Origin of the sequence: Streptomyces sp. NPDC051020 (genome assembly GCF_040683105.1) — a bacterium.
Classification (GTDB): Bacteria; Actinomycetota; Actinomycetes; order Streptomycetales; family Streptomycetaceae; genus Streptomyces.
Genome location: NZ_JBFBCG010000070.1, coordinates 1 through 26613 on the forward strand (window position 1 = coordinate 1; position 26613 = coordinate 26613).

The following is a 26613-nucleotide window of genomic DNA, read 5'->3' on the forward strand; positions in this document are numbered from 1 at the left end:
CACCGAAGCGCCAGCCGATGAACCCCTGGGCCACCACCGCCAGAGCCCCGATACCGCCCGTCGTCCAACGCCCGGCGCCGAACCACGCGGCGATCGCGGGCGCAATCACCAGCAGCGGACTGAGGACAATATCGACCGGGATCACGGCATCCGAAACCGTGATCACCACGATGAGCGCGACCGGGATCACCAACGACTGCCACGGCTGCCTCATGCCGGCAAAGCGCCGCCTCAACACGCTCATGCTCCTACACTGCACCGTTCCTAGCCAGTGTGCATGAGTGAGTCCTGGACCCACTGTTGCGTACTGGGCGCATCGGGTGACGGCCGAGAGCAGTGCTTCTGCGCGAAGGCGGCGTTGACCCCGTCAGCGAACGCGGTCAGCAGGTCCCGCTCCGGCCCGGCGAGCTGCTCGGTCGCGGCGCGGGCCGCCGCGGCCGGCCCCAGGTGGCGGTACGCGGTGTCCAACGGCACGGCGGTGCGCCCCCACACCTCCGCGCCCCGGCCGCTTCCGGTGCGGCGCACGAGGTTTAACCGGAAGCCACGGTCATGCCTCTTCGTGTAGCCTCCCTGGGCTGCGCCCGCGGGAGGGACGAGGCGCTGTATCGACCGTCAGCGGATCGGAGATGCACGGGGTATGACCAGTCAACTGTTCGCGATCTGCTTCAATGCGACCCGGCCGTCGGGCCTGGCGCGGTTCTGGTCCGAGGTCCTGGGCTGGGAGTTGGCCGACGGTTCGGACGACGTCGCGATCCTGCCTCCTGATCCCGGCGGGTTCCGCGTACGTTTCCTGCCGAGCCAGGAGCCGAAGATCGGCCAGAACCGTGCGCATTTCGACCTGACGAGCACCTCCCCGGAGGATCAGCAGCAGACGGTGGCCAGGGCGCTGGAATTCGGCGGGAAGCACATCGATGTGGGCCAACTCCCGGAAGAGGGGCATGTGGTGCTCGCCGATCCAGACGGCAACGAGTTCTGCGTCATCGAGGCGGGCAACAAGTTCCTCGCCGACACCGGCGTCATCGGAGCGCTGGCCTGCGACGGTACGCAGGCGGTCGGTTATTTCTGGAGCGAGGCGCTGCGGTGGCCGCTGGTCTGGGACCAGGACGAGGAGACCGCGATCCAGTCGCCGAACGGCGGTACGAAGATCACGTGGGGTGGTCCTCCCGTGGCGCCGAAGACAGGCACGAACAGGCTGTACTTCGAGCTGGCGCTCCCCGCCGACGCCGACTGGGAAGCGGAGGTCGACCGCCTGATCTCGCTCGGCGCGACGCGCACCGACATCGGCGAGAACGACGGCGGCCGGGTGCTGATGCTCGACCCCGACGGCAACGAGTTCTCCGTACACAAGCCCCGGTAGCGGGGCTGCTGTACGGATGGGCCGTATTCGGTCCTGCCGATCGGCCGGGCGAGGCGAGGCGGCCGCATGGGGCGGGTGGACATCACTCCAATGCGGCCGCCTTGCGCAGCAGCACTGACCGCTCGCGGGCGTTGCGGCACAGCCGGGCGGCGAGCTCCAGCTCAGCCCGGGCCTCGGCGGTCCGGCCGAGCCGGGTCAGCAGTTCGCCGCGCACGCTCGGAAGCAGGTACGACCCCGACAGGCGGCCGGAGACGGCCAGTTCGTCGACCATGCACAGCGCCTGCCGTGGTCCGCTTGCCATCGCGACGGCCACGGCCCGGTTGAGCTCGACCACGGGTGAGGGGGCCACGCGGCCGAGCGCCTCATAGAGGAGCACGACACGCTCCCAGTCGGTCTCCTGCACCGAGGGTGCCGTCGCGTGGCAGGCGGCGATCGCGGCCTGCAGACCGTACGGTCCAAGGCCCCGCCCGACAGCCGTGGCCCGGCCGAGCACGGCCAGACCGCGACGGATCGCCGACCGGTCCCACAGACGCCGGTCCTGGTCCTCCAGGAGCACCGCCTCCCCGTCGGGTCCGGTGCGTGCCGGAAGGCGCGCGGCGGTGAGTTCGAACAGCGCGAGCAGTCCGTACACCTCCGGCTCAGCGGGCAGCAGGGCGGCCAGCATCCGGGCCAACCGAACAGCCTCGTACACGAGATCGGGGCGCAGCAGGCGGTCACCGGTCGTCGCCGTCGAGCCCTCCGTGAAGATCACGTACAGGACGCTCAGGACACCGCCGAGCCGCTCGCGCCGCTCTTCGGACGGCGGCAGCTCGAACGGCACTCCCGCCGCGGCGATCGTCTTCTTCGCCCGGGTGATCCGGGCCTGGACGGTCGCAGTGGGCACGAGGAATGCCCGGGCGATCTCCTCGCTGGACAAGCCGCCCACCACGCGCAGTGTGAGCGCCACCCGGGCCTCGGGCGAGAGCACCGGATGGCAGGCGGTGAACATGAGCGCGAGGACGTCGTCGTCGACCCGGTCGGGATCCCACGGCAGGTCGGCCGGCCGGCCGAGCGCGGACACCGCGCCCGAGCTGAACTCGCCCTCGGCCAGCTGGCCCGCGAGCATGGCGTACCGCTCGCCGAGTGCCGACTTGCGGCGGAAGGCGTCGATGGCCCGCCGCCGTGCGGTCGCCAGCAGCCAGCCCACCGGGTTGGTCGGCGCGCCGTTGCGCGACCAGGTGACGAGTGCCTCCGCCAACGCCTCCTGCGCGACATCCTCGGCGAGCGCGAAGTCCCCGGTGTAGCGGGCCAGTGCACCGACGATCCGTGCGGACTCGATCCGCCAGAGGGCCTCGGCGGCCCGCCGCGCCGCCTCGGCGCCCGGCGGGCCGCCGGCGGCCGCGGGTCTCAGAGCTGGCCGGTCCGCTCGCGCCACGCCCGCTCCTTGATGATCCACTCGTTGTCCTGCGGGAACTCGTCGATGCCCGGCACGCGGCGGATCTCGCACTTCGAGCCGGTGATGGCCGGGAGCCGCTTGGCCCATTCGACAGCTTCCTCCTTCGAAGCGACGTCGATCACGTAGAAGCCGCCGAACAGCTCCTTCGTCTCGCCGTACGGACCGTCGGTGACCACCGGGGTCTGTCCGCTGAAGTCGACCACCACCGTCTGGGACGGGTCGTCCAGCCCCTCGGCGGCGACGAGCACGCCCGCCCTGATCAGCTCCTCGTTGAAGCGGCCCACCGTCTCGAGCATCTCCTCGAAAGGTGTGTCCATCATCTTCGCGACGGATTCGTCCGTGCCTCGCATGATCAGCATGTGCTTCGCCATCTTCGGTCTCCTTGATACAGCGGTCGCCTCTCGACCGTTCCTAGCCAGTGTGCGTAAGTGAGTCCTGGACCCACTGTTGCGTACTGGGCGCATCCCGAACGGTGTTGGATGCGCTGGGTTCCCGCTTTCGCTGCCCGCTCGGCGACGGCCCTCCAGGGGGCCGGTCCGTTGTGGGTGGGCGGGTTCCCTCACGTCCCCGGTCACCTGGTTCGGCCTGGATGGTCCGATGCCCCGCACGATCGCTCCGGTCGTGCGGGGGCGGTGCCGTCCGTCGCCGGACCGGGTGCCCAAGGGCGCGCCGTCCGATCGCGATACCGGCAGCATCGTGACGGGACATCCTTCGGTGCGGGGTGGCCAGCGGTTTCTGCCAGTGCTGGGCACCCCACTGGGAGGTGTAGGCGGGGTCGACCGCGACAATCGCAAGGCCGTGTTCGGCGGCCATGGAGACGAGCCGGGCCTTGAGCTTGCCGGTCGGGATGCCGGAGATGAGCTGCCGGAACCGTTTTCTGCGGCCGTGTTTCTCGCGGGTCTTCTCGGTGGTGAAGTCGAGGTCTTCGATACTGATCGCCGCAACCCCGACACGCCCCGCCCAGTTGATCAGGCGGGTCAGCGCGTGGCGGATCTGTGCATCGCGGTGACCGGCGGTGCCGGACAGGTCGTAGAAGAACCGCCGGGGCCCGCCGACGGGGTTGCCGTGCCGGTCGAGCCGGTAGGCGGCGAAGTGATCGGCGTTGGTGTCGACGCCGAGCACGCCCCGGGCGCGGGCGGCCTCCAGCGGGATGGTCTTCACGACGGGGCGTTGCCAGGATGCGGTGAGGTACCAGCGGCCGCGCTGGGTGTCGAGGTGGATGCGGTAGGCGACGGCCCGGTTCGCTTCGATGCGGTCGGCCCACTCCGCACCCCGGTGCGCGAACGCGATCCGGGTGGTGAGGACGTACCGGCCGTGCCTGGCATTGGCCAGGTGCGCGAGCGGAGCAGGCAGCTTGATGCTGACCTCGCCGTCCGGGGTGACGCGGATCGTCTCGTTCCCGAACCGCTTCCCCGACTCACCATCCGCGGCAAGAAACCAGCGCTCCGCCTCCCACCGTTGTCGCCACTGGCCTTCGGTGAGACAGGCCTCGGCAAGATGGTGGCGGGTGTTGAGGAGACGCTTGCCGCCCCGTACCACCCGCACCCGCCCTGCCTGCCACTCACCAACCGCAGCAGCATGCCGGTCTTCCAGGGCTGCGAGACGGCGGGATTTGCGGAACCACTCACCCTTGGAGTGGTAGCCGCCCACGGCCCGCTTCGTTCCACGCTTGCCGATCGGGAGGGACAGACGCTGCCGCAGCATCTTGATCCCGGCCTCCAGCGTCTGGATGTGCGCCGCCTGGCATCGGCGGGCCAGCGCCCACTGATCGTGCGTGGCCTTGGTGATCGCACCCGCGATCCGCGACGACGACAGTACCGTCAGCTCCCGCTTACGCGCCGCCCACGTGTCCGCACCGTGCTCCAGACCGTCAGCACAGCGAGCCTTGAGATCACGCGAAGCCAGCGCACCCTGATGCTCGCCGACGGTGCGCAGCACCATCTCGTCGTGGGGGGTGAGGTGTTTGAGACGGTCCCGGATCGCCACCCCGCAAGGCCCGGGCACCACGAAGGGCACGGCCAACGTCCGCAGACCACCCACCACGTCACCCCCTCCCAGGCCGGACACCTGCCACCCGACCCAACGAGCAGCAGCCACCAAGGTCACCCATTCGGCCCCAGAACCCCCATTCCCACCCCCGCGAATACACCGCCAGGACTCACTCCCGCACACCACCACTCACTCCGGCTCAGTAAACCGACAGCAGCTCGCAACCCTCTCTATCCCAGGTCGAACGGCGTAGTCGCGGATCGACACAGCAGACGGCCTGACTCCGCCCACGACTAAAGACCGACCGGCACATGGGGGCAACGGTCACCTCGACAACTGCATCGGCGCTGTTGCGCCGCCCTGTCGCCGCCCGCCGCCGCGCACCATGAGTGAGCTGGTCCTCGGGCGGCCGAACGTGTGTCGGAGCGGGCGTTCGCTCGCAGTGGTTGCCGCGGCGCCCACACCGACGTGGTTCATCCGGTGCGGCCAGGGCTCACGCGACCTCCTCGGTCTCGGCGAGCGCCCGGTCCAGCGAGGCGACCGAGGGCCACGGCGTCGGCCTCGGCGGGTTCTATGAGTGAGTCACCTCGTAGTCGGGGAGTGCGGCCTGGGTGGTCCGGGTTGCCGGGCGCATGGTCAGGATCAGTACGGCCAGCCCGGCGAAGATGACCGCGGCGACGACGCCGGTGACGTGCAGACTGGCGGTGAACGCCTCCCGCGCGGTGTGCAGCAGTTGAGCGCCCTGGCCGGCGGGAAGGTGCCGGCTGGCGGCGACCGCGTCGGCCAGCGAGTCGGACGTGCCGTCCATCCGGCTGCGGTAGACCACTGCGGCCACCACTCCGAGCAGCGCGAAGCCGAGCGAACCGCCGAAGTAGTTGCCGGTCTCCGACATCGACGCCGCCGAGCCGGCGCGCTGTGGCGGTACGGATCCGACGACCAGCCCGGTGCCCAGCGCGAACAGCGGGCCGGTGCCCAGCGCCAGTACGGCGATGCCGGTCATCACCAGCGGCAGGCTGCCCGCACCGTCGACACCGACCAGCAGCAGGCTGCCCAGCGCCGACCCCGCCAGCCCGCCGGCGATCGCGGTCGTCTGCTTCATCCGCCGGGCCAGCGTCGGCGCGGCCATGGTGCCGACCGCGACGCCCAGGCCCATGGGTGCGAACAGCACCGCCGACACGATCGGAGAGAAGCCCAGCACGCCCTGCAGGTACTGGGTCACCAGCAGGCCCGTACCGGCCATGGCGATGCCGGCGAAGACCAGCGCGACGAGTACGGCCGTGAACGGGCGGTTGCGCAGCAGCCGCAGGTCCAGCAGCGGCGTCTGAAGCCGCAGTTGCCGGCGCACGAACAGGAATCCGATGGCCGCGCCGACGACGAGGGCCACCGCGGGCACGACCGGCGCGCTCTGGAGGGTCAGCTGCTTGATGCCGTAGACCATCAGGAGCACCGCCGCGAGCGAAAGACCGACGCTGACCGGGTCCAGCCGGCCGGCCTGGTCGTTGCGGAACTCCGGCAGCAGGACCGGCCCGGCGAGCAGCAGCAACCCCATCGCCGGCACGGCGACCAGGAACACCGACCCCCACCAGAAGTGCTGGAGCAGGAATCCGGCGAGTACGGGTCCGAGCGCGCCGCCGGCGAACTGGCAGGTCGCCCAGATCGCGATGGCCTGCCCGCGTCGGCGTTCGTCGCGGAACATGTTGGTGATCAAGGCAAGGGTGGACGGCGCCAGGGTCGCACCGGCGACGCCCAGCAGCGCACGCGCGACGATCAGCATCAGCGGGCTGACCGCGAAGGCCGCCACGACCGACAGCACCGCGAACGCCGCTCCGCCGATCATCAGCAGCCGTCGGCGGCCGATCCGGTCGCCGAGCGTACCCATCGTGATGACCATGCCGGCCACCATGAATCCGTAGCTGTCACTGATCCACAGCTGCTGGACGTTGCCGGCACCCAGGTCGGCGCTCAGCTGTGGGAGCGCGAGGAGCAACGCCGTCATGTCCAACGCGACCAGCAATGTCGGCAGCGCCAGGACGACCAGTCCCAGCCATGCCCGGTTGACCCGCATATCGGAAACTCCCTGTTCTCTTGACGTTTCGCCGGTTGGTCGGAGCGGTCGGGAGCTTCTTGACATCGGTACGGACGGAAATCTCTCGCGTCTGCCACGGTGGGGCGTCACCGGACATGACGACCTCGCGGTCCGGGCGATGCGACGGCGAAAAACTCGTGCGAACTTTTCGGCGAGGTATGTCAAGACGACGGCGGCGGCTCCGACCAACCGATCGAAGGGCCCGGCCGGGGCCCGCGCACCACAAGGAGTACGAGATGCAGTTCCTGATCAGCATGCACATCAACCCGGCAGTGCTGGACGCGTTGGCCGACAAGGAGAAGGCGGCGATCGGTGAGGGGCACGGCACGTTCATCGAGGCGCTGAAGAAGTCCGGCGAGCTGATCACCACGCAGGCGCTGGTCGACCCGTCACAGGCCGTCGTGGTGACCGTACGAGGCGGCCAGCCGGTGGTGACCGACGGACCTTTCCTGGAGTCCAAGGAGTATCTGGGCGGCTTCTACCTGATCGACTGCGAGAACAAGGAGCGGGCGATCGAACTGGCGGCGCAGATCCCGGACACCGCGATCGAGGGTCTGGGCGTCGAGGTGCGGCAGGTCATGTTCGCTGACGGACAATTGGAGGCATGACAGCGCCAGAACCCGTCATCGAGGACCTGCTGCGTGAGCTCACGCCGCAGGTCCTCGGCACGTTGGTACGTCGGCACGGCCAGTTCGAGGGGTGTGAGGACGCTGTACAGGAGGCCGTCCTCGCCGCCACCGTGCAGTGGCCGGCCGAGGGAGTGCCGAACAACCCGCGCGGCTGGTTGACGACGGTCGCGTCCCGGCGGCTCATCGACCAGATGCGCAGTGACCACGCGCGCCGTGAGCGGGAGTCGGCGGCGGCCACCGAGGTGATGCCCGGGGACGTGCCGGACACCGATGACACGCTCATCCTGCTGTTCCTGTGCTGCCATCCGACGCTGACCGCGGCCTCCCAGACCGCGCTGACGCTGCGGGCGGTCGGTGGCCTGACCACTGCCGAGATCGCCCGTGCGTTCCTGGTGCCGCAGGCCACGATGGCGGCCAGGATCAGCCGGGCCAAGCAGCGCATCAAGGCCGCCGGCAGCTCGTTCGGCCTGCCGGACGGCGCGGAGCGCGAGGAGCGGCTGCGGGTCGTCCTGCACGTGCTCTACCTGATCTTCAACGAGGGCTACACCGCCTCCTCGGGCAGCGAACTGCACCGCGCCGATCTCGCACACGAGGCGATCCGGCTGGCCAGGACGGTGCACGCGCAGCTGCCCGAGGACGGCGAGGTGACCGGGCTGCTCGCGCTGATGCTGCTGACCCACGCCCGCCGTCAGGCACGTACGACGGCGGCCGGAGACCTGGTGCCGCTGGACGAGCAGGACCGTACGAAGTGGGACCGCGGGCTGATCGACGAGGGCATCGAGCTGGTCAAGGCGTCGCTGGCCGGCCCGGCGCTGGGGCCCTACCGGCTGCAGGCCGCCATCGCCGCCACGCACGCCGACGCGGCCACGGCCGAGGAGACCAACTGGCCGCAGGTGCACACGCTTTACCTGATCCTGGAACGGATCGCCCCCAACCCAATGGTCACCCTCAACCGGGCTATCGCGCTCGCCGAGACCGAGGGCCCGCCGGCCGGGCTGGCCCTGCTGTCCACATTGGACAATGACGAGCGGATGGCCGGGCATCACCGGCTGCTGTCCGTACGGGCGCATCTGCTGGAGAAGACCGGCGACACGGCCGGGGCGTACGAGCACTACCGGCGCGCCGCGAAGTCCACCGCCAGCATCGCCGAGCAACGCTACCTGGAGTCCCGGGCCAGCCGGGTGACACGCCTTTGCACCACAGGTTTTGCGGTCAATACAGTGCCGAGTCACAGCCAGTGAGCCGCGAGGACTCCGTTGCGAGTCCGCCTCGGGACCGGTGGTCTCCACAGAAGCCGACCACGTGTGACAACGGCCGGTTCGAAGGGCGGTACTGAGGTCCGGCGCAGGACATGAGCGCCTGTCGCCGGGGGCGAGCCGGCCCGTCAGGCGTCAATGCCGTCCGGCGTGGTGCTGTGCAGCAGGGGAGCACGGGCTCGGCCCGGTGTCCGGGCCCTCCAGGGTCTGGATGAGGCGGGCGACCACGTCCGCCATCGCCCGGCGGGCGGCGGCGAGGCAGGCGGCCGGGTCCTGCGTGCCACCCGCCGCGAGCCCGTCGCGCAGCGCCCGCGTCATCGCGGGGTCGAGAGCGCGCCCGAAGCCGAGCTTGGCCACGTCCGCGACGACCGCTGCCCTCAGTTCTTCCGGGTTCGCCGCGGACAACTCCCGAAGGACGAGGGGCACGTTCACCGCTGCCCGCAGCCCGGTGAGCAGCGAGCGGTGGTCATCCGCCGTGCAGGTGCCGAAGGGGTGGCTTTCGCCGCTGAGTACAAGGGCGTCGGCGCCGGTGGCGTCGGCGAACTCCTGGGCTGTCCCGGGGGCGAGGTGCGCTCCGTGCGGACAGGGCGACGTGCCGGTCCGTGCGGCGCGTGGACCCTCGCGGCCGCCGGTGTCCGCCACCTCCGCCTCCGCCCAGAGCCCCTGCTCGTGCGCCCACGAGACCGCGTCCCGAGTCACGGCGACGGCTCTGGCGTAGGAGAGATGACCGGCGTCGTACATGATCGAGCCGAAGCCGCAGTGCGCTGCCTGGGCGAGCAGTGCGGTCCTGCGCACCTTCGTCAGGTGGAGCCCGATCGGCACGGTGGCAGTGCGCGCCATCTCGGCGGCGGCCCGGGCGAGTGGCGCGAGGTGCCCGCCGTGATGGTCCACCGCCGTCTCGCCGATCTGGATGATCACACCGCTGCCCGCCAGTTCCGCCCCCGCCACGATTGCCTGGAGGTGCTCGAACGTGTGGGCGTCGAAGGCGGCGACAGGGCGGTGGTGCGCCCGGCCGTCGGAGAGCATCGGGCCGATGGCTGCGAGCGTCAAGGGAGCCTCCAAAGCAGCACGCTGGGTGCCCCGGACTACAGGGCGCGGGTATTCATGATTACACGTGCTTGCAAAGGGTCGCATTCACGCATGAGTGCGCACTCGGCCGGGGCGGGGCGGCCGCAGGCGAGGCGACAGGTAAGCCGGATCAGCTGACAGGCGGCGGGAAAGTGGGGTCGGGTGAAGCCTTGACAGCGCCTCGGACGGGGCCCATAGTTTCCACCCATGCGTGATTGAAGTTGCGCAATAAGTGTGCCGGTCACGCTTTTTTGAGCATCGGCGGTTGGCTGACCCGGTGCATCGAAGCCGAGCCACACCGCCGCGTACCCTCTTTCCCGTGCCAGCCTCCCGCCTTCATCGCGTCGCCGTCCTTGTGCTCGATGGTGCGAAGCCACTCGATGTCGGCATTCCTGCGCAGGTCTTCACGACCCGCGCGAGCATGCCGTACGAGGTGCGGGTGTGCGGCGCGGCACCCGGCCTCGTGACCGGCGGGGACGGCCTGTCGTACTACGTCACCCACGGGCTCGACGCGCTTGCGTGGGCCGACATCGTCTTCGTCCCCGGCTACCGGTTCCCGGACCGCGACGACCCGCCGCAGGCCGTCATCGACGCGCTGATCGCCGCCCACGACCGGGGTGCCCGGCTCGCCGCCATCTCGACGGGCGCGTTCGCGCTCGCCGCCACGGGGCTGCTCGACGGCAAGCGCGCCACGACCCACTGGCATTACACGCGGGCGCTTGTGGCGAAGCATCCGCTCGTTCAGGTCGACGAGAACGTCCTGTTCGTCGACGAGGGCAGCGTGCTGACGTCGGCCGGCGCCGCCTCAGGCATCGACCTGTGCCTGCACATTCTGCGCGGCGACCTCGGGGTTGCCGCGTCGAACTACGCGGCCCGGCGCCTGGTCGCGGCCCCCTACCGCAGCGGCGGCCAGGCGCAATATGTGCCGCGCAGCGTGCCCGAGCCGCTCGGCGAGCGGTTCGCCGCCACCCGCGAGTGGGCGCTGCACCGGCTCGGCGAGCCCCTCACCCTCGAGGCGCTCGCCCGGCATGCGACGGTGTCGCCCCGCACGTTCTCGCGACGCTTTGTCGAAGACACGGGGTACACGCCGATGCAGTGGGTCATGCGTGCCCGGATCGACGTGGCCCGTGAGCTGCTCGAGCGTTCGGAGCGGAGCGTCGAGCAGATCGCCGCCGACGTCGGTCTCGGCACCGGTGCGAATCTGCGGTTGCACTTCCAGCGCATCCTCGGCACCACGCCGAGCGAGTACCGGCGCACCTTCACCAAGGGTGAATAGCCTGCCTTCACGTGGCGAGATCCTTTTGAACCATGGCGATCACGCCGCTGTCGCGGGCGGATGCCGGGCGCGAACCTGATGGCGAACAGAAGGGACATCGCTCATGACTCGCATCGCTATCAACGGATTTGGCCGCATCGGACGCAATGTGCTGCGCGCGCTGCTCGAACGCGGCGACGACCTCGAGGTCGTTGCCGTCAACGACCTCACGGAGCCCGCCACTCTTGCGCGGCTGCTCGCTTTCGACACCACGGCCGGCCGGCTGGGTCGCCCGGTGACGGTCGACGGAAGCGCCCTCGTCGTCGACGGCCGTCGCGTCGCGGTGCTCGCCGAGCGCGAACCGGGGCAACTGCCGTGGGCCGAGCTCGGCGTCGACATCGTGCTCGAGGCGACCGGCCGCTTCACGTCGGCCAAGGCCGCCCGCGCCCACCTCGACGCGGGCGCGAAGAAGGTGCTTGTCACCGCACCGTCGGACGGTGCTGATGTCACGCTCGCGTTCGGAGTCAACACCGACGCGTACGACCCGGATCTGCACACGATCATCTCGAACGCCTCGTGCACAACCAACGCGCTTGCGCCGCTGGCCGCGGTACTGGACGAGCTCGCCGGCATCGAGCACGGCTTCATGACGACGGTGCACGCCTACACGCAGGAGCAGAACCTGCAGGACGGTCCGCACCGCGACGCCCGCCGCGCCCGCGCCGCCGCTGTCAACATCGTGCCGACCACGACGGGTGCCGCCAAGGCGATCGGTCTCGTGCTGCCGAACCTCGACGGCAAGCTGTCGGGCGACTCGATCCGCGTGCCGGTTCCGGTGGGCTCGATCGTCGAACTCAACACGACCGTGACGCGCGACGTGACGCGCGACGAGGTGCTGGCGGCGTACCGCGCCGCGGCACAGGGGTCGCTGGCCGGCGTGCTCGAGTACTCGGACGACCCGCTGGTCTCATCCGACATCATGGGCAATCCGGCCTCGTCGATCTTCGACTCGGCCCTCACCCGGGTCGACGGGCGCCACGTCAAGGTGGTCGCCTGGTACGACAACGAGTGGGGCTTCTCGAACCGCGTGATCGACACGGTCACGCTGCTCGCCGGTCGCTGAGCGGACGCCGGGACGGCGCCCACCGCCAAAGACCGCGCTGCCCGGCACTTCCCGTTGGCGCTCTGGTGCGGCGAGTGTCTGGATCGCCCCGGCTGCGGTGGCTGGGGCGATCGGTGCCGTGCGGCGCCGGATGGCGGTCGAACGGGTTCGGGCCGTGCAGACACTGTGAGAGGCCAGCCCGTGGCATGCGGCCGCTCTGTGCTCACCGAGCACGGCCTCAGCATCGCCCCCGCCACCTGCTGCCCCTCCCGGCAAGCTTTGCCCCGTCGCGCAATGAACAAGCAGAGAAACGGAGTTGGCGGCGCTCTACGTTCCCACAGGTCATCAGGAACAAAGCCGGGCCGATCACATGGCGCTCCTCGGCCGTTCTGTTCGGGAAGACTTCAGTCAGGAGGTCGCGCTCCGCAGCCAGGAACGTCTCGGTGGCGTTCTCGCGGCCCGCGATCGGGCCCGTCAGGCCGTCGAACACCTCCAGCCGGCGGGCGGGATCTGCGCTATGGCCTGCGGCCACCGTCTGATCTTCGTTCGTCCGCACACCAGTCGGTGATCACCGGTGTCCGGATCCGCCTCCGCACCCCTGGCCCGCCAAATCGCCATCGACTGCTGGAGTATCTACGCTTGTCTTTTGGGGGCGCAGGGCGCCCGTGCCTGGGCGCGCACCTAGCCGCGGGAGAAATCCATGTCCCAGAGCACGCACCAGCAGCACGGCCGTGGTCTCAGTGTTCTCGACGACCCGGCGCAGAATCGCGGCGTCGCCTACACCCGGGAGCAGCGCACGGCGCTGGGTATCACCGGGCGGCTCCCCGCGGCCGTACTGAGCCTGGACGAGCAGGCCGAGCGGGCCCATCGGCAGTTGCAGGCACAGCCGGATGACCTGGCGAAGAATGTGTTCCTGGAGGAGCTGCACGACAGCGACGAGACGCTGTACTTCAAAGTTCTGATGGATCACCTGCCGGAGTTGCTTCCGGTGGTCTACGACCCCACTGTCGGGGTGGCGATCGAGCGGTACAGCCACGAGTACCGCCGGCCGCGGGGACTGTTCCTGTCCATCGACGAACCGCAGCAGGTGGAGGAGGCGTTCACAGGGCTCGGGCTGGGCCCGGACGACGTCGACCTGATCGTGGTCACCGACGCCGAGGAGATCCTCGGGATAGGCGACTGGGGCGTGGGCGGCATTCAGATCTCGGTCGGCAAGCTGGCGGTCTACACGGCTGCCGCAGGGGTGGATCCGACCCGAGTGATCCCGGTCTCGCTCGACGTGGGAACGGACAACGAGACGCTGCTCAACGACCCGCTGTACCTCGGCAACCGGCACTCCCGGCGTCGCGGCGCCGAGTACGACGCCTTCATTCGCACCTACCTGGAGACCGCCTCCCGGCACTTCCCGCACGCGCTGCTGCACTTCGAGGACTTCGGGCCCGGTAACGCCCGCCGCATCCTGGAGACGTACCAGGACCGCATGCGGATCTTCAACGACGACCTGCAGGGCACCGGAGCGATCACGATCGGCGCCGTCCTGTCGGCGCTGCGCATCACGGGCGTGCCGATGCGGGAGCAGCGGGTGGTGGTGTTCGGTGCCGGCACCGCGGGCGTCGGGATCGCCGACGAACTGCGTGATGCGATGGTGCGCGACGGCGCGGCCCTCGATGAGGCCGTCGGCAGGATCTGGCTCGTCGACAAGCAGGGCCTGCTCACGGACGACATGAGCGGACTGCGCGACTACCAGCAGCCCTACGCCCGGCGCGCCGCGGACGTGTCCGACTGGGCCATTGACCCGCACGGCGCCCCTTCCCTGCTGGACACCGTACGCAGGGCGCGCCCGACCATCCTCATCGGCACCTCGACCGCGCACGGCGCGTTCACCCGTGAGGTCGTCGAGGCGATGAGCGAGGCGGCCGAGCGGCCGATCATCTTCCCGCTCTCCAACCCGACCGAGCGCATCGAGGCCATGCCCGCCGACATCATCGCCTGGTCCGGGGGGAAGGCGCTGGTGGCGACCGGCATCCCGGTGGAGCCCGTGGAGTACAAGGGTGTCACCCACACCATCGGCCAGGCCAACAACGCGCTTCTCTACCCCGGCCTGGGGCTGGGTGCCGTCGTGTCCCGCGCCGAGCGGGTCACCGACGGCATGCTGCTCGCCGCCGCCGAGGCCGTCACCCGGCAGGTGGACGTCAGCGAGCCCGGGGCGTCCCTGCTGCCCCCGGTGGCCGACCTGCGCGCCTCCTCGGCCGCTGTGGCCGTTGCCGTGGTCGAGGCGGCCCAGGCCGACGGGGTCGCCACCGCCGCCGTCGACGACCCTGTGCAGGCCGTGCAGGACGCGATGTGGCAGCCGGTCTACCACGACGGCGGCGTGTCATGACCGCGCGCCACCAGGAAGCTTCTGGCGCGCACCCGCAGACTCCCCCTCGTATCCTCGGCCTGCCGGTGGGGCTGACCGCGACGGGCTCCCGCCGCGAGACCGACTCCATGGGTGAGATCGAGGTGCCGGCCGACCGCTACTGGGGCGCCCAGACCCAGCGGTCGCTGCTGCACTTCTCGATCGGCGACGACCGGATGCCGAAGGCCGTCTACCATGCGTACGGCTACGTCAAGAAGGCTGCGGCGCTGGTGAACGGGCGGGCGGGCAGGCTGCCCGGGTGGAAGGCCGACCTCATCGCCCGGGTCGCGGACGAGGTGACCGGCGGTCAACTGGATGAGCACTTCCCGCTTTTCGTATGGCAGACCGGTTCCGGCACCCAGTCCAACATGAACACCAACGAGGTGATCAGCAACAGGGCCATCCAGCTCGTCGGCGGGGAGCTCGGTTCCAAGAGCCCGGTCCACCCCAACGACGACGTCAACATGGGGCAGTCCTCCAACGACACCTTTCCCACAGCCATGCACATCGCCGCCGTTCTCGAGATCGAAGACCATCTGATCGCGCAGGTGCGGCGACTGCGGGACGCTGTTGACGCCAAGGCCCGCGCCTGGCACGACGTCGTCAAGATCGGCCGGACCCATCTGGAGGACGCGGTCCCGCTGACGGTCGGCCAGGAATGGTCGGGATACACGCACCAGCTGGACGACGCGCTGGAGCGAATCCGCGCCACACTGCCCGGGCTGTACGAGCTGGCCGCGGGCGGCACCGCCGTCGGCACCGGGCTCAATGCTCCTGACGGTTTCGGCACGGACGTCGCGGCGCAGATCGCCGAGCTGACCGGCCGGCCGTTTCGGACCGCGCCGAACAAGTTCGCCGCGCAGGGCGGACTGGACGCCATGGCGGCGGCCTCGGCCGGTCTGCGGGCGCTGGCCGTACCGCTGATGAAGATCGCCAACGACATCCGGTGGCTGGCCTCCGGGCCGCGCTGCGGGTTCGGCGAACTCGTCCTCCCGGCGAACGAGCCGGGCAGCTCGATCATGCCCGGAAAGGTGAATCCGACACAGTGCGAGGCCATGGTGATGGTCTGCATCCAGGTCCTGGGAGACGACTCGGCCGTCGCCTTCGCCGGCACGCAGGGCAACTTCGAGCTGAATGCGATGCGCCCCGTCATCATCAACAATTTCCTGCACTCGGCGAGGATTCTCGGCGACGCCTGCGGCAAGCTCCGCGAGTTCTGCATCGAAGGGATCGACCTCGACCGGAACCGGATCGGTGAGTTCGTGGACCGCTCCCTCATGCTGGTCACTGCCCTGTCCCCGGTGCTCGGCTACGACCGGGCCTCGGCCATCGCGCACAAGGCCGACCGCGAGGGCACCACACTGCGCGAAGCCGCCCTCGCCAGCGGCTACATCACCGCGGACCAGTTCGACCGCATCGTGAAGCCGGAGCAGATGGTCTGACCGGTGCCGGGGGCACGTTCCTGCGTGCCCGGGCTTGGTCCCTGCGCGTACGTCCAGCGTGATCGCATGGTTGATCCAGGGCGGTGGCGTGGGCTGCGAGTGGACGCCGTCGAAGCAGACGAGGGTGAGGCGGGCCGTGCGGCCACGCCCAAGCGGTGCATGGCCGTACACGGCAAGCCATCTTGCATAATCATGCGAATACATACATACTCTTCCTATGTCTAAGGTTCTCACCTCCCTGCCCACCGGCGAGCGCGTCGGCATCGCTTTCTCGGGCGGCCTCGACACGTCCGTCGCGGTCGCGTGGATGCGCGACAAGGGTGCCGTCCCGTGCACCTACACCGCCGACATCGGCCAGTACGACGAGCCCGACATCGCCTCGGTGCCCGGCCGTGCGAAGGCCTACGGTGCCGAGGTCGCGCGCCTGGTCGACTGCCGGGAGGCGCTGGTCGAAGAGGGCCTGGCCGCGCTCGCCTGCGGCGCGTTCCACATCCGCTCGGGCGGCCGTGCCTACTTCAACACCACGCCGCTCGGCCGCGCCGTCACCGGCACCCTACTGGTCCGGGCGATGCTCGAGGACAACGTACAGATCTGGGGCGACGGGTCGACGTTCAAGGGCAACGACATCGAGCGGTTCTACCGTTACGGCCTGCTCGCCAACCCCCACCTGCGCATCTACAAGCCGTGGCTCGACGCCGACTTCGTCTCCGAGCTGGGCGGCCGCAAGGAGATGTCGGAATGGCTGGTCGCCCACGGCCTGCCGTATCGCGACAGCACCGAGAAGGCGTACTCGACCGACGCCAACATCTGGGGCGCCACCCACGAGGCCAAGACGCTGGAGCACCTCGACACCGGCGTGGAGACCGTGGAACCGATCATGGGCGTGCGGTTCTGGGATCCCTCGGTCGAGATCGCCGCCGAGGACGTGACGATCGGCTTCGACCAGGGCCGCCCGGTGACGATCAACGGCAAGGAGTTCGCCTCCCAGGTCGACCTGGTGATGGAGGCGAACGCGATCGGCGGCCGCCACGGCTTGGGCATGTCGGACCAGATCGAGAACCGGATCATCGAGGCGAAGAGCCGCGGCATCTACGAGGCACCCGGCATGGCGCTGCTGCACGCCGCGTACGAGCGCCTCGTCAACGCGATCCACAACGAGGACACCCTCGCCCACTACCACAACGAGGGACGGCGCCTCGGGCGGCTGATGTATGAGGGCCGCTGGCTGGACCCGCAGGCGCTGATGGTCCGCGAGTCGCTGCAGCGCTGGGTCGGCTCGGCGGTCACCGGCGAGGTGACCCTGCGACTGCGGCGCGGTGAGGACTACTCGATCCTGAACACCACCGGCCCGGCATTCAGCTACCACCCGGACAAGCTTTCGATGGAGCGCACCGAGGACTCGGCGTTCGGCCCGGTGGACCGGATCGGCCAGCTCACCATGCGCAACCTCGACATCGCCGACTCGCGCGCCAAGCTCGAGCAGTACGCCGGCCTCGGCATCGTCGGCACGACCCACCCCGCGCTGATCGGCGCCGCGCAGGCGGCGACCGGCCTGATCGGCACCATGCCGGAGGGCGGTGCCGAGGCCATCGCCTCCCGCGGCGAGGTCTCCGGCGACGACGAGCTGCTGGACCGCGCCGCGATGGAGTTCGGCACCGACTGACCGGTGCGTCGGCCCGCTCCGGGCAGGGGACCGGAGCGGGCCGAGCCCGGTCGCATGCAAGAGCGCCGCGCGCCCGCGCAGACGGTCTCACGAGTTCCACGGACGTACCTTCTCGCAGGTCAACGACGCGGCCGGCGGTCCAGCGGGCTCACGATTTCCCTCTACTCCTCGATATCGCCGATGGCGGCGCGAAGGTCGTGCAAGCCCTGCAGGATCGCGATGACCGATGCCTCCGTCCGGTCGAGAGCTCGCCGGGTGGCCCGAATGTCACCGCGCTCGAAATAGAGCTGGGCGCTGAGTGCGTCCGTAGCCGCCACGACGGCCGCCCAGGACGCCGCCCGGTGAGGAGGCCCCGCCTCCTCGGCCCCCATGAGCTGCACCGCGGTGAGCTGCAACCGGTTCGCCAGCACGATGGACGAAACCTGTGAGTCGGGTCCTGCCTGCTCCGTCCACCCGAGAAGCGCTTCGGCGACGTCCTGCAGCGGTTGCCCGCCCCTGCCGGTCGAGGCGGTGATTTCCAGTTCTGTCTTGGCCAGCAGGGCGCCCAGCAGTCGCAGCCGGTCCTCGGCCTGCGGACCCTGGGGCCACACGTCCGGATCCAGTACCGGTTCAGCCCCCAGGGCGACGAGGGCTGCGTAGATCTGCTCCGCACTCACCGGATGCACGCTTCTGATGCTCACCCTCTCAGCTTCACCGCACAAAGGAGGCAGCGCACGCACCGCCCGCCGGTCTCTGTCGAGGACATCGCGATGGCGCGTTCAGGGCAGCGGCGGCTCAGAGCGCCTTCAGGTACGTGGCGTCTGCGTCCGGACTCGGGGCGTGGTACCCGTGACGTTCCCCTCGTTACGGGTGTTGGGCCCTGCGGCGTGCACATCTTCGATCCCTCGGATGCGTACGCCTGGGCCCTGGGCCCTCAGACCAGGGCCCTGCAGCTTTTTCCCGGATGGTGCGACCGTGCACCGTGCCAGGTGGTGGGAAGCGGGGGACCCGGGCGTACGAGAGCGGCGTGCCACCGCCCTGTGCGGGTGGTGGCACGCCGGACCCGAAGGGTTGCACCCCGGGGGCGGAAGGTGCGCCCTCGGTCAGGGGCGGGGGTGGGTCAGCGGCGGTAGCCCCAGGAGTGGGTGTCCACGGTGCGGCCGCGGTTGTCGCGCAGGGTCGCCTTGTCGGCGTAGTTGCTCCAGACGTAGTCCCAGCTGCCCTGGTAGACGTCCCGACGGGTGTCATAGCCGTGCCCGGTGTGGACCCGGACCGTGGCGTAGCCGGGCAGGCGCAAGTCGTCGAAGCGGTACAGGTTGCCGCTCCGGTCCGAGAGCGACCATCCGTCCAGGTCGACCGCGCGGCGGCCGGTGTTGGTGACCTCGACCCACTCCCGGTTCAGCGAACGGTTCGACCAGTCGTCACGGCCGGGGCTGTCGTACTGGATGTCGCCGAGGACAACGCTGGAGTACGAGTGGTGGCGGCCGTGCCCGTATCCGTGGCCGTGGTCGCTGTCGGCGGAAGCCGGCATCGCCGCCGCGGCGACGACGGAGCCGGCTGCCAGAGCGGTAGCGGCGATGCGACGGACGGTACGAGAAGCAGACATTGATGTCCCCTCAAACAAGGGCGCCCAGGACCCGGTCAAGGGCCATGCTGCGCGGTGCGGTACCCGGCCCCTCAGGCCGAGAACCCAAAGACTGGAGCACCTCCCCCGCCACCGACAGCGACTCCCGTTCGTGTTACTTAATGCGGACATTTCCGTAACGCGCGATTGCATGGGTCACACATCCCGCCCGGGCATACCCCTGACATCGGCTGTCGGATCCACACACCCGCCCCACGGCCGGAACCACGCCGTTTCCAGCTCCCCGGCACACCCCGGCGCATCACCCCGCGAACCACCCATCCAGCGCACATCATTGGTAACAGCCACAACACCGCATGATTCAGGCACACATAGAGGGGGTGGTGAGCTGGGCGCCGGCTGCTTCTGTCGCCGCCTCCGCGCCGGGGCGGGCCTCAGAACGACGGTTCCTCACCCGCCAGCAGGGCTCGTCCGAGCGGGGTCAGGCTGTGCAGGACGGACAGGCCCGTCCGGGCGGTGTCCACCAGTCCGGCGTTCCGCAGAACGGTGGCGTGCTGGCTGGCCGCCGCCAAGGAGATCCCGGCACGTCCGGCGAGCACGGTCGTGGTGGCCGGGACGCGCAGGACGGCGAGCACAGCTGCCCTTGTCCGGCCCAGCAGTGGTCCCAGCACGTCGCACGAGAAGGCCGGCTCCTCGGTGAGAAGCATCGGATGGACCAGGACCGTCGACTTCTCCGGCCGGTACATCACCATGGCGCTCGCCGCGAACCAGGACGGTACGAGCAGCAGTCCGCGGCCGCACAGCGCGATGTCGTGCCGGGACGTCGACGGGAGAGTCAGTACGGGCGCCTGCCAGCTCCACGTGGGGCTGAGCGTGGTGAGCAGGGCGTCGACCCCACCGCGTAGCAGCATCTCGGCGCGCACCGCCCGGTCGGCCATGGCATCAGCCCTCACCCGCGGCCACAGCGGGGCGACCGCCGAGGTGAAGTACCCCTGGAGGTCGCGCTGCAGGGCCCGCCGCGCCGCCGGTGAGCCGTTCGCGAGCTCTCGCGCCCACCGGCTCGGCTGCTCCAGGCAACCGTTGCGCCCGGGCGTGTCCGCCAGACCCAGGTCCAGGGCCAACTGTTCGGCGGGGGCTGCGGTGACGAGGTCGAGTGCGGTGGCGAAGTCCCGGGCCGTCGGCTGTTGAAGGAAGTCCGGCAGAAAACCGTTGCGGGGAACCAGGTCGAGCAGGACACCGGGCCGGGGGCGGGTGTCCTGCATCGCTTTGTGCCACTGGCTGAGGGCGGGGCGCGTGGGGCCCCCGGTGGGCGTTCCGCCCCGCAGACGACGCACGCTGAGCGCCGTTTCCAGCAGGGCGTCGGGAGCCTGGGCCACCGTGACCCTGCGCAGGTCGGCGTCGGAGAAGTGTAAGCGGATCACGCCGCCTGATTATCGGCTTGGCCATGCCTTTCCGCGAGAGCCGAAAGGCGATGCGGCCGGATCGTGTATCGGCCAGGCTCCTGCGCGGCACGCCGGTCCACGAACTCCTGGAGGTCCCCACGATGCTCGCCACCTCACGATTGCTCTGTCTCCTCGCCACCGTCCTGGCCGCCGTCTTCGGCGGTACGCCCGAGGGGGCCGTCGCCCGCTCGCTGCCTCGCACCTACGTCGTCTCCGACGCCCCCGGCGTCCTGCCGGAGGGGATCGCCGTCGACCGGGACGGCACCGTGTACGTGTCCTCCGACGGCACCGGCGCGCTGTACCGCGGTCATGTCCGCGACTCTCGCCTGGATGTGTTCCGTGCCGAGGGAATCGAAAGCCGCCCCAGTTCCCTCGGGGTGCACACCGACAGGCACGGGTGGGTGTTCTCGGTGGGCGGCGCTGTCCTGACCGTCCACGACCGCAACGGGGGGCTGCTGGCCGAGCGTACGGCCGAGCCCGGTCCGCTCGGCCCGCCGCATCTCAACGACCTGGTGATCACGAAGGACGCCGTCTACGTCACGGACTGGGCCAATCCGGTGGTCCTGCGGGCCCCTCTCCACAACGGCCGCCCGGGGCAGCTCGAACCGTGGCTGGACATCCGGTCCGCGTTCCCGCAGTTCCCGGCGCAGTACTGGCTGCTCAACGGCATCGTGGCGGACCGCTCGGGCAAGACCCTGCTGGTGTCGTCCAACGGAACCGAGGCGGTCTGGCGGGTGGACACCGCGACGCGCGTGATCGAGCAACTGGATCTGGGTGGTGAGTCGTTCGGGGCAGACGGGATGCTGCTGTCGGGCCGGAGGCTGTACGCCGTGCTCAACTACGGTGCCCCGCACGGCGTGTACATCGCCGAGCTGGACGCGGAGCTGCGCACGGGGACGGTGACCGCACGGATCACCGGCGAGCCGTTCGACCTGCCCACCACGCTTGCCCGGCACGGCTGCCGGCTGTACGTCGTCAACAGCCAGCTGGATGACCCTCCGGGCTCGCCTCCCTTCACGGTCAGCGCGATCGATGACCCGACCTGTCCGCGCCGCTGACGGGTGCCTGCCGCACGGCCCTTATCGACCCGTTGCCCGGCGGGGAGGACCGGTTGGGCTGACCACGCCGGCAGGCCGACCGGTCCGACCGTCATCTGGCCCTCATGGCCGCCGCTTTGGCGGAATGCGCTGTCGGGTGGACGCAACCATGCACCCCCACTGCTCGGCGAGAGCCCCCCAGAGCGTGCGCAGCCGCTTCTCCTCGCGCTCCACCTCGGCGACGACCCCGCCCGGTTCAAGTCCCAGGGCGTGCAGCGGACCGACGTCCTGCGTACCCCAGGTGCGTATGTCGTCGGCCAGCACCTCGGGGTGGAACTGAACACCCCACACAGCGGTGCCGATCCGGTACGCCTGGTGGGTGCAGCGCTCGCTGGTGAGCAGCGCAACGGCACCCTCGGGCAGGGTGGCCGTCTCCTCCCAGTGCCACTGCACCGCGCGCAACCAGCTGTCCTGGTCCACGAGTGTCGCGAACAGTGGGTCTGAAAAGGCCGCTTGATGGGGTATCAGGTCATTGAGTCCGACCTCGGGCAGGGCGGCGTGCCGGACCTCGCCCCCGCAGGCAACTGTCAGCAGTTCCATGCCCAGACAGATCCCCAGCGTGGGGAGGTCCCGGGTTGCGGCCTGCCGCAGCAGTTTCCGCGCCTGCGGCAGCCAGGGCGCCTGCTCCTCGTCGTACGGGCCCATGGATCCGCCGAGGACCAGCAGCCCGTCGTATGCGTCCAGGGTTCGGGGCAGCGTGTCGCCCGCCCAGGGGCGACAGAGGTCGATCAGCAGGCCCTGTTCGGCGAGGCGTTCACCGAACTGGGCCGGGCCCGTGCCGTCCTCGTGCTCCACGACGAGCACTCGCGCGCCGCTCACAGCCGACCCGCCTCGACGATGCGGCGCAGGAAGGCGCGGGTGCGCTCCTGCTGAGGGTCGCCGAAGATCTGCTCCGGCGGCCCTTCTTCCAGCAGTACGCCCTGATGAAGAAAGCACACCTTGTTCGACACCTCCCGGGCAAAGCCCATCTCATGGGTGGCCAGCAGCATGGTCATGCCGCCCGCGGCCAGTTCGCGGACGATGGCCAGTACTTCGGCGACGAGTTCGGGGTCGAGGGCGGAGGTGATCTCGTCGAGCAGCAGTGCGCGGGGGCCGGTGGCCAGGGCACGTACGATGGCCACCCGCTGCTGCTGACCGCCGGAGAGCCGGTCGGGCATGCTGTCGGCCTTGTCGGCCAGGCCGACTCGCGCGAGCAGGGCGCGAGCCTGCTCCTCGGCCTCGGTGCGCGGTATCCCGCGCACCCGCATCGGCGCGAGGGCGACATTGCGCACCACGCTCATGTGCGGGAACAGATTGAAGTGCTGGAAGACCATGCCGACATCACGTCGCAGCCGGTCCACATCGGTGCCGCGGCCAGAGGCGACATCACCGCCGACCCGGATCTCACCCCCGCTGATCTCCTCCAGGCCATTGATGCAGCGCAGTAGGGTGGACTTGCCGCTGCCGGAGGCGCCGATCAGGGTCACCACCTGGTGCTGGGCCACGGTCAGGTCGATGCCGCGGAGCACGGGGGTCTCCCCGTAGCTCTTGTGCACCCCGTCGATCTCGATGAAGGCCATGTCAGGCTCCCTTGTTGCGGCGCTGCTCACGTGCCACCAGCCGGTCCACCAACCGGGCCTGCGGGATCGTGATGAGGATGAAGAGCGCCGCGACCACGGTCACCGAGGACAGGTTGAAGTGGTTGGACGCGAAGATCTTCGACTGGTTGAAGGCGTCGATGGTGCCGATGACATTCACCAGCGCGGTGTCCTTCTGCAGGCTGATGAAGTCGTTGAGCAGCGGCGGTACGACGCGGCGGGTGGCCTGCGGCAGCACCACATGGCGCAGCGTGGCACTGTGCGAGAGGCCGAGTGAACGGGCCGCCGCGCTCTGGCCGGGCGCGATGGACTCGATGCCGGCCCGGAACACTTCGGCGACGTACGCGCCGTAGGTGAGGGTGAGCGCGAGGATCGCGAACCACACCGGGCTGAGCGAGCTGAGCACCGGCACCTCGGCGAGCGGCAGTCCGAAGCCGATCAGATAGATGACGATGATCGCCGGTACGGCGCGGAAGCCGTCGATGTACGCCGTGGCGAGCAGTCGCAGCGGGCGGCCGGTACGGCCCGGCGCCATCCGGGCGAGAGCGAGCGCCAGTCCCCACACAAGGATCAGGATCTGCGCGGCGACGGCGATGAAGAGGTTGGTGCCGAACGCGGAGGCGGTCTCCCGCAGGCTGATCCCGATCACTTCGCCGTCGAGGAAAGTACGCTGCACGGCACGGTCATTGGCGAAAAGGAACCAGACCGCGCCGAGCAGGACGAGTGCGGCCAGACACCAGCCCAGTACGGTCCGGGCGTCCTCGCGGCCCTCGGACGCGGCCCGCCGGGCGTCGGCCCGCCGGTCCCCGGACCAGGCCGCGGCGGCCGCGCGGCCCGAGCGCACCGCCCGCAGCGCGGGCCTCAGCAGGGTGAGCACGGCGACGGCCACGATGACCGCGCCGCCGACGGCCGGCAGGCCAAAGCCGGGCAGGACCTTGCTCACGGACTGGGCGGTGGCGGCGGTCAGTGTCACGGTGACCAGGACGGCCGCCACCGCGGCGGCCGCGAGCGGCAGCGCCGGCCGGGGCGCGGTGGCCTTCGGCGGCTCGGTCTTCAGCACATTCAACAGATCGGAGGACACAGTCACTTGGCGCTCCACATCGCGATCGCCGCCGGGTCCCCGCCGAAGGCCTGGGCCAGGTAGGTGGAGGAGAGCTTGTCGAGCGTGCCGTCCTTCTTCATCGCATCGATGGCCCCGTCGAGGGCGGCCGAGTTCTTGCCGCCCTTGGGGTACAGCGCTCCGTACGACTCGCCGGTGTCGTACTGTCCGATCACCTTGAGCTTGCCTTTGGACTCCTGGGCCTTGCCGAGCACGATGGCGACATCGGTGAGCGCTGCGTCGATCTGGCCCGCCTGGAGCGCGGCCTGCAACTCGACGTCGCCCGCGAACACCTTCGGCTGGCTCTTCGGGTGGAGGCGGTCGCGGACGAAGTCGGCGCCCGTGGTGCCCTGTTTCACGCCGAGCCGCAAGCCCCCGATGCTGTCCTCGGTCACCTCGGACCCGGACTTGACCAGCACGCCGATGTTGGAGGAGAAGTACGGCGACGAGAAGTCCACCACCTTGCGGCGGGCTTCGGTGATGGAGATCTCCGCGAGTGCCATGTCGAAGTCCTGGGTCTTGCCCGCGACGAGCGCGTCGAAGGACACATTGCGCACGGTGAGCTTGGACAGGCCGGCCCGGTAGGCGAGATTCGCGGCCATGCAGTACTCGTATCCGCTGTCGATCCGACGCACGGTGTCGCCGTTCCACCAGCCGGGGCTGGGAAGGTCACCGACCACGGTGAGCGTGCCCTTCTCGACGGTCTTGAGGTGGATCGAGCCGCGGGTGCCGGTCACCTGGCACGTGCCGTAGGTGCGGGAACCCTTGGCGTCCGTGGTGTGGGTGGTGGAGTCTCCGCCGCCGGCCGCGGAACCGCCGCAGGACGTGAGGGCCGCGAGCAACACGGCGGTCAATGCGGGCAGGGCAAACGTACGGACGCTGCGCATGGAGCTCCTAGAGGAGAGGTGCCGGGAAACGGTGGCGCCACACTGCCCAAAACGTTTTTGTACGTCAAGACCTCGAGGTCATCGAAAGAAAAACGTTTTGGGGTCCGAGGGTGCGGACAGGCCGTTCTCTGGCACTCTTGAAGCCGCCGCGCGTTGGAGCTCGGTGGATGACACGGAGGGGCGACCAGAGCATGACCAGCCGGAAATCGACACGGGCCGGGAAGGCCGGTCGGCGGATCGGCATCCGCGACGTGGCGCAGGCCACCAGCCTGTCCATCACCACCGTGTCCCACGCCCTGCGCGGCAAGGGCCAGATCGCCCCGGCCACCCGCGAGCGCGTCCGCCGCGCCGCCGAGGAGCTCGGCTACCGCCCCGACCCCGTGGCCCGCGGACTGGTGTCCGGACGCACCGGCATCCTCGGACTGGCGGTAGGCCATATGTCGGACCGCCCGTGGACCGGCACTTACCGCCCGTACTATGCGGCGTTCTCCGCCGGCGCCACCATGACCGCCGTCGAGCGGGACTACGCCCTCGTCGTCGTCCCGAGCGATCCGGCCTCCGGGCTGTGGGCCCGCGTCCCCATGGACGGCCTCATCATCGTCGACCCGGTACGGGAGGACCCGCTGCTCGCGGACTGCGCGCGCCGCCGCATGCCGGTGGTCACCGACGGCCGCCCCATCGATCCGGGATACGAGGATGTACCCACCGTGGAGAGCGACTTGGAGCATGGCATGGCCGAAGTCCTCGGCCACCTGCGGGACTCCGGCGCCAGACGGGTCGGTCTCCTGTCGGGCCCGGAACCCGACGCGTACACCCTGGATTCCGAGCGCCTCTACCGCGAGTGGTGCGCCGCGGCCGGCCGGCCGGCGCTCGTCGAGACACCGGCTGCCTCCGAGGATCCGGTGGATGCGGCGCTACGGCTTCTGTCCGGCCCCGACAGCCCGGACGCGGTCCACGGCCTCAACGAGACATACGGCCAGGCCCTGGTGATCGCGGCCCGGAGGCTGAGCCTGCGCATCCCCGACGACCTGATGGTCAGCGTGATGCGCGAGAGCGACCAGTCCTGCGGCACCGAGGACTGGGATGTACCGCTGACCGCCCTGAGCCTGGACGCGCGCCGCCTGGGCGCCGAATCCGTGACGGTGCTGATCGATGTCCTGGACGGAAAGGCACCGCGCAATGTGATGGTGCCGTGCACCGTCGTGGTCCGCAGGTCCACACTCCGTGCGTGAACGGTGCCGGGCCCGAACATGGCGCAGACCAGGTG

The 26613-nt window shown here is 69.9% G+C and carries 23 protein-coding genes and 1 pseudogene; 10 read left to right on the forward strand and 14 right to left on the reverse strand.

Going from position 1 to position 26613, the window contains the following annotated elements:
• Together AB0N06_RS29340 and AB0N06_RS29345 are read right to left on the reverse strand one after the other, a co-directional pair.
• A pseudogene (locus tag AB0N06_RS29340) lies at window positions 1-244 on the reverse strand (serine/threonine-protein phosphatase); the annotation flags it as partial.
• A 20-nt stretch (window positions 245-264) separates the two neighbouring features.
• Entirely contained in the window at window positions 265-606 is a 342-nt protein-coding gene (locus tag AB0N06_RS29345; RefSeq protein ID WP_366137737.1) for a penicillin acylase family protein, read from the reverse strand.
• Window positions 607-637: 31 nt separating this feature from the next.
• Here AB0N06_RS29345 and AB0N06_RS29350 point away from each other — a divergent pair, with 31 nt between their 5' ends.
• Complete coding sequence (locus AB0N06_RS29350) at window positions 638-1357, forward strand: VOC family protein (protein ID WP_366137705.1); 720 nt, start codon at window positions 638-640, stop codon at window positions 1355-1357.
• A gap of 82 nt (window positions 1358-1439) precedes the next feature.
• On the opposite strand, the gene AB0N06_RS29355 is transcribed toward AB0N06_RS29350, so the two are convergent.
• The 4 genes from AB0N06_RS29355 to AB0N06_RS29370 all read right to left on the reverse strand — a co-directional run bounded on the left by AB0N06_RS29355 (window position 1440) and on the right by AB0N06_RS29370 (window position 6846).
• Entirely contained in the window at window positions 1440-2771 is a 1332-nt protein-coding gene (locus AB0N06_RS29355; protein WP_366137706.1) for a sigma-70 family RNA polymerase sigma factor, read from the reverse strand.
• The gene (locus AB0N06_RS29360; RefSeq protein ID WP_366137707.1) at window positions 2744-3163 is read right to left on the reverse strand and encodes a YciI family protein; all 420 of its coding nucleotides are present in this window, start codon (window positions 3161-3163) and stop codon (window positions 2744-2746) included. The genes AB0N06_RS29355 and AB0N06_RS29360 overlap by 28 nt, the downstream gene beginning before the upstream one ends.
• Before the next feature lie 40 nt (window positions 3164-3203).
• Complete coding sequence (locus tag AB0N06_RS29365) at window positions 3204-4832, reverse strand: IS200/IS605 family accessory protein TnpB-related protein (protein ID WP_366137738.1); 1629 nt, start codon at window positions 4830-4832, stop codon at window positions 3204-3206.
• 520 nt (window positions 4833-5352) lie between these two features.
• Window positions 5353-6846, reverse strand: a complete 1494-nt coding sequence (locus tag AB0N06_RS29370) for an MFS transporter (protein WP_366137708.1) — start codon at window positions 6844-6846, stop codon at window positions 5353-5355.
• Between the two features lie 257 nt (window positions 6847-7103).
• Here AB0N06_RS29370 and AB0N06_RS29375 point away from each other — a divergent pair, with 257 nt between their 5' ends.
• Window positions 7104-7475 (forward strand): YciI family protein, encoded by a 372-nt coding sequence (locus tag AB0N06_RS29375; protein ID WP_366137709.1) that lies wholly within the window; start codon window positions 7104-7106, stop codon window positions 7473-7475.
• On the forward strand, window positions 7472-8737 hold the full coding sequence (locus tag AB0N06_RS29380; RefSeq protein WP_366137710.1) for a DUF6596 domain-containing protein: 1266 nt from the start codon (window positions 7472-7474) through the stop codon (window positions 8735-8737). The genes AB0N06_RS29375 and AB0N06_RS29380 overlap by 4 nt, the downstream gene beginning before the upstream one ends.
• Before the next feature lie 150 nt (window positions 8738-8887).
• On the opposite strand, the gene AB0N06_RS29385 is transcribed toward AB0N06_RS29380, so the two are convergent.
• Window positions 8888-9802, reverse strand: coding sequence for a class II fructose-bisphosphate aldolase (locus tag AB0N06_RS29385; RefSeq protein WP_366137711.1), 915 nt, complete (start codon window positions 9800-9802; stop codon window positions 8888-8890).
• A 337-nt stretch (window positions 9803-10139) separates the two neighbouring features.
• Between AB0N06_RS29385 and AB0N06_RS29390 the strand changes: the two genes are divergently transcribed.
• From AB0N06_RS29390 to argG, 5 genes are all read left to right on the forward strand, one after another.
• Entirely contained in the window at window positions 10140-11096 is a 957-nt protein-coding gene (locus AB0N06_RS29390) for a helix-turn-helix domain-containing protein (RefSeq protein WP_366137712.1), read from the forward strand.
• 103 nt (window positions 11097-11199) lie between these two features.
• Complete coding sequence (gene gap / locus AB0N06_RS29395; protein WP_366137713.1) at window positions 11200-12198, forward strand: type I glyceraldehyde-3-phosphate dehydrogenase; 999 nt, start codon at window positions 11200-11202, stop codon at window positions 12196-12198.
• A gap of 679 nt (window positions 12199-12877) precedes the next feature.
• The gene (locus AB0N06_RS29400) at window positions 12878-14557 is read left to right on the forward strand and encodes an NAD-dependent malic enzyme (RefSeq protein ID WP_366137714.1); all 1680 of its coding nucleotides are present in this window, start codon (window positions 12878-12880) and stop codon (window positions 14555-14557) included.
• Between the two features lie 65 nt (window positions 14558-14622).
• A complete protein-coding gene (gene fumC / locus AB0N06_RS29405) occupies window positions 14623-16017 on the forward strand; it encodes a class II fumarate hydratase (RefSeq protein ID WP_366137715.1) in 1395 nt (464 codons plus the stop codon).
• A 217-nt stretch (window positions 16018-16234) separates the two neighbouring features.
• Window positions 16235-17680 carry an argininosuccinate synthase gene (gene argG, locus AB0N06_RS29410; protein ID WP_366137716.1) on the forward strand — a complete coding sequence of 482 codons (1446 nt, stop codon included), beginning with the start codon at window positions 16235-16237 and terminating at the stop codon, window positions 17678-17680.
• A 161-nt stretch (window positions 17681-17841) separates the two neighbouring features.
• Here the strand turns inward: argG and AB0N06_RS29415 are convergent, their stop codons facing one another.
• The 3 genes from AB0N06_RS29415 to AB0N06_RS29425 all read right to left on the reverse strand — a co-directional run bounded on the left by AB0N06_RS29415 (window position 17842) and on the right by AB0N06_RS29425 (window position 20665).
• Complete coding sequence (locus AB0N06_RS29415; RefSeq protein WP_366137717.1) at window positions 17842-18360, reverse strand: hypothetical protein; 519 nt, start codon at window positions 18358-18360, stop codon at window positions 17842-17844.
• Window positions 18361-18779: 419 nt separating this feature from the next.
• Window positions 18780-19265, reverse strand: coding sequence for a lamin tail domain-containing protein (locus tag AB0N06_RS29420; protein WP_366137718.1), 486 nt, complete (start codon window positions 19263-19265; stop codon window positions 18780-18782).
• Between the two features lie 413 nt (window positions 19266-19678).
• Window positions 19679-20665, reverse strand: a complete 987-nt coding sequence (locus AB0N06_RS29425; protein WP_366137719.1) for a winged helix-turn-helix domain-containing protein — start codon at window positions 20663-20665, stop codon at window positions 19679-19681.
• A 23-nt stretch (window positions 20666-20688) separates the two neighbouring features.
• Between AB0N06_RS29425 and AB0N06_RS29430 the strand changes: the two genes are divergently transcribed.
• Complete coding sequence (locus tag AB0N06_RS29430; RefSeq protein WP_366137720.1) at window positions 20689-21744, forward strand: hypothetical protein; 1056 nt, start codon at window positions 20689-20691, stop codon at window positions 21742-21744.
• Between the two features lie 102 nt (window positions 21745-21846).
• On the opposite strand, the gene AB0N06_RS29435 is transcribed toward AB0N06_RS29430, so the two are convergent.
• Genes AB0N06_RS29435 through AB0N06_RS29450 form a run of 4 tightly spaced genes read right to left on the reverse strand, consistent with a single transcriptional unit; the run spans window position 21847 to window position 25346 of the window.
• Entirely contained in the window at window positions 21847-22602 is a 756-nt protein-coding gene (locus tag AB0N06_RS29435) for a type 1 glutamine amidotransferase (protein WP_366137721.1), read from the reverse strand.
• A complete protein-coding gene (locus AB0N06_RS29440; RefSeq protein WP_366137722.1) occupies window positions 22599-23342 on the reverse strand; it encodes an amino acid ABC transporter ATP-binding protein in 744 nt (247 codons plus the stop codon). The genes AB0N06_RS29435 and AB0N06_RS29440 overlap by 4 nt, the downstream gene beginning before the upstream one ends.
• A gap of 1 nt (window position 23343) precedes the next feature.
• Window positions 23344-24447, reverse strand: a complete 1104-nt coding sequence (locus AB0N06_RS29445) for an amino acid ABC transporter permease (RefSeq protein ID WP_366137723.1) — start codon at window positions 24445-24447, stop codon at window positions 23344-23346.
• Complete coding sequence (locus tag AB0N06_RS29450) at window positions 24444-25346, reverse strand: ABC transporter substrate-binding protein (RefSeq protein WP_366137724.1); 903 nt, start codon at window positions 25344-25346, stop codon at window positions 24444-24446. Before AB0N06_RS29450 ends, AB0N06_RS29445 begins: the two co-directional genes overlap by 4 nt.
• 191 nt (window positions 25347-25537) lie before the next feature.
• Between AB0N06_RS29450 and AB0N06_RS29455 the strand changes: the two genes are divergently transcribed.
• Entirely contained in the window at window positions 25538-26578 is a 1041-nt protein-coding gene (locus AB0N06_RS29455; protein ID WP_366137725.1) for a LacI family DNA-binding transcriptional regulator, read from the forward strand.
• Window positions 26579-26613: the final 35 nt, after the last annotated feature.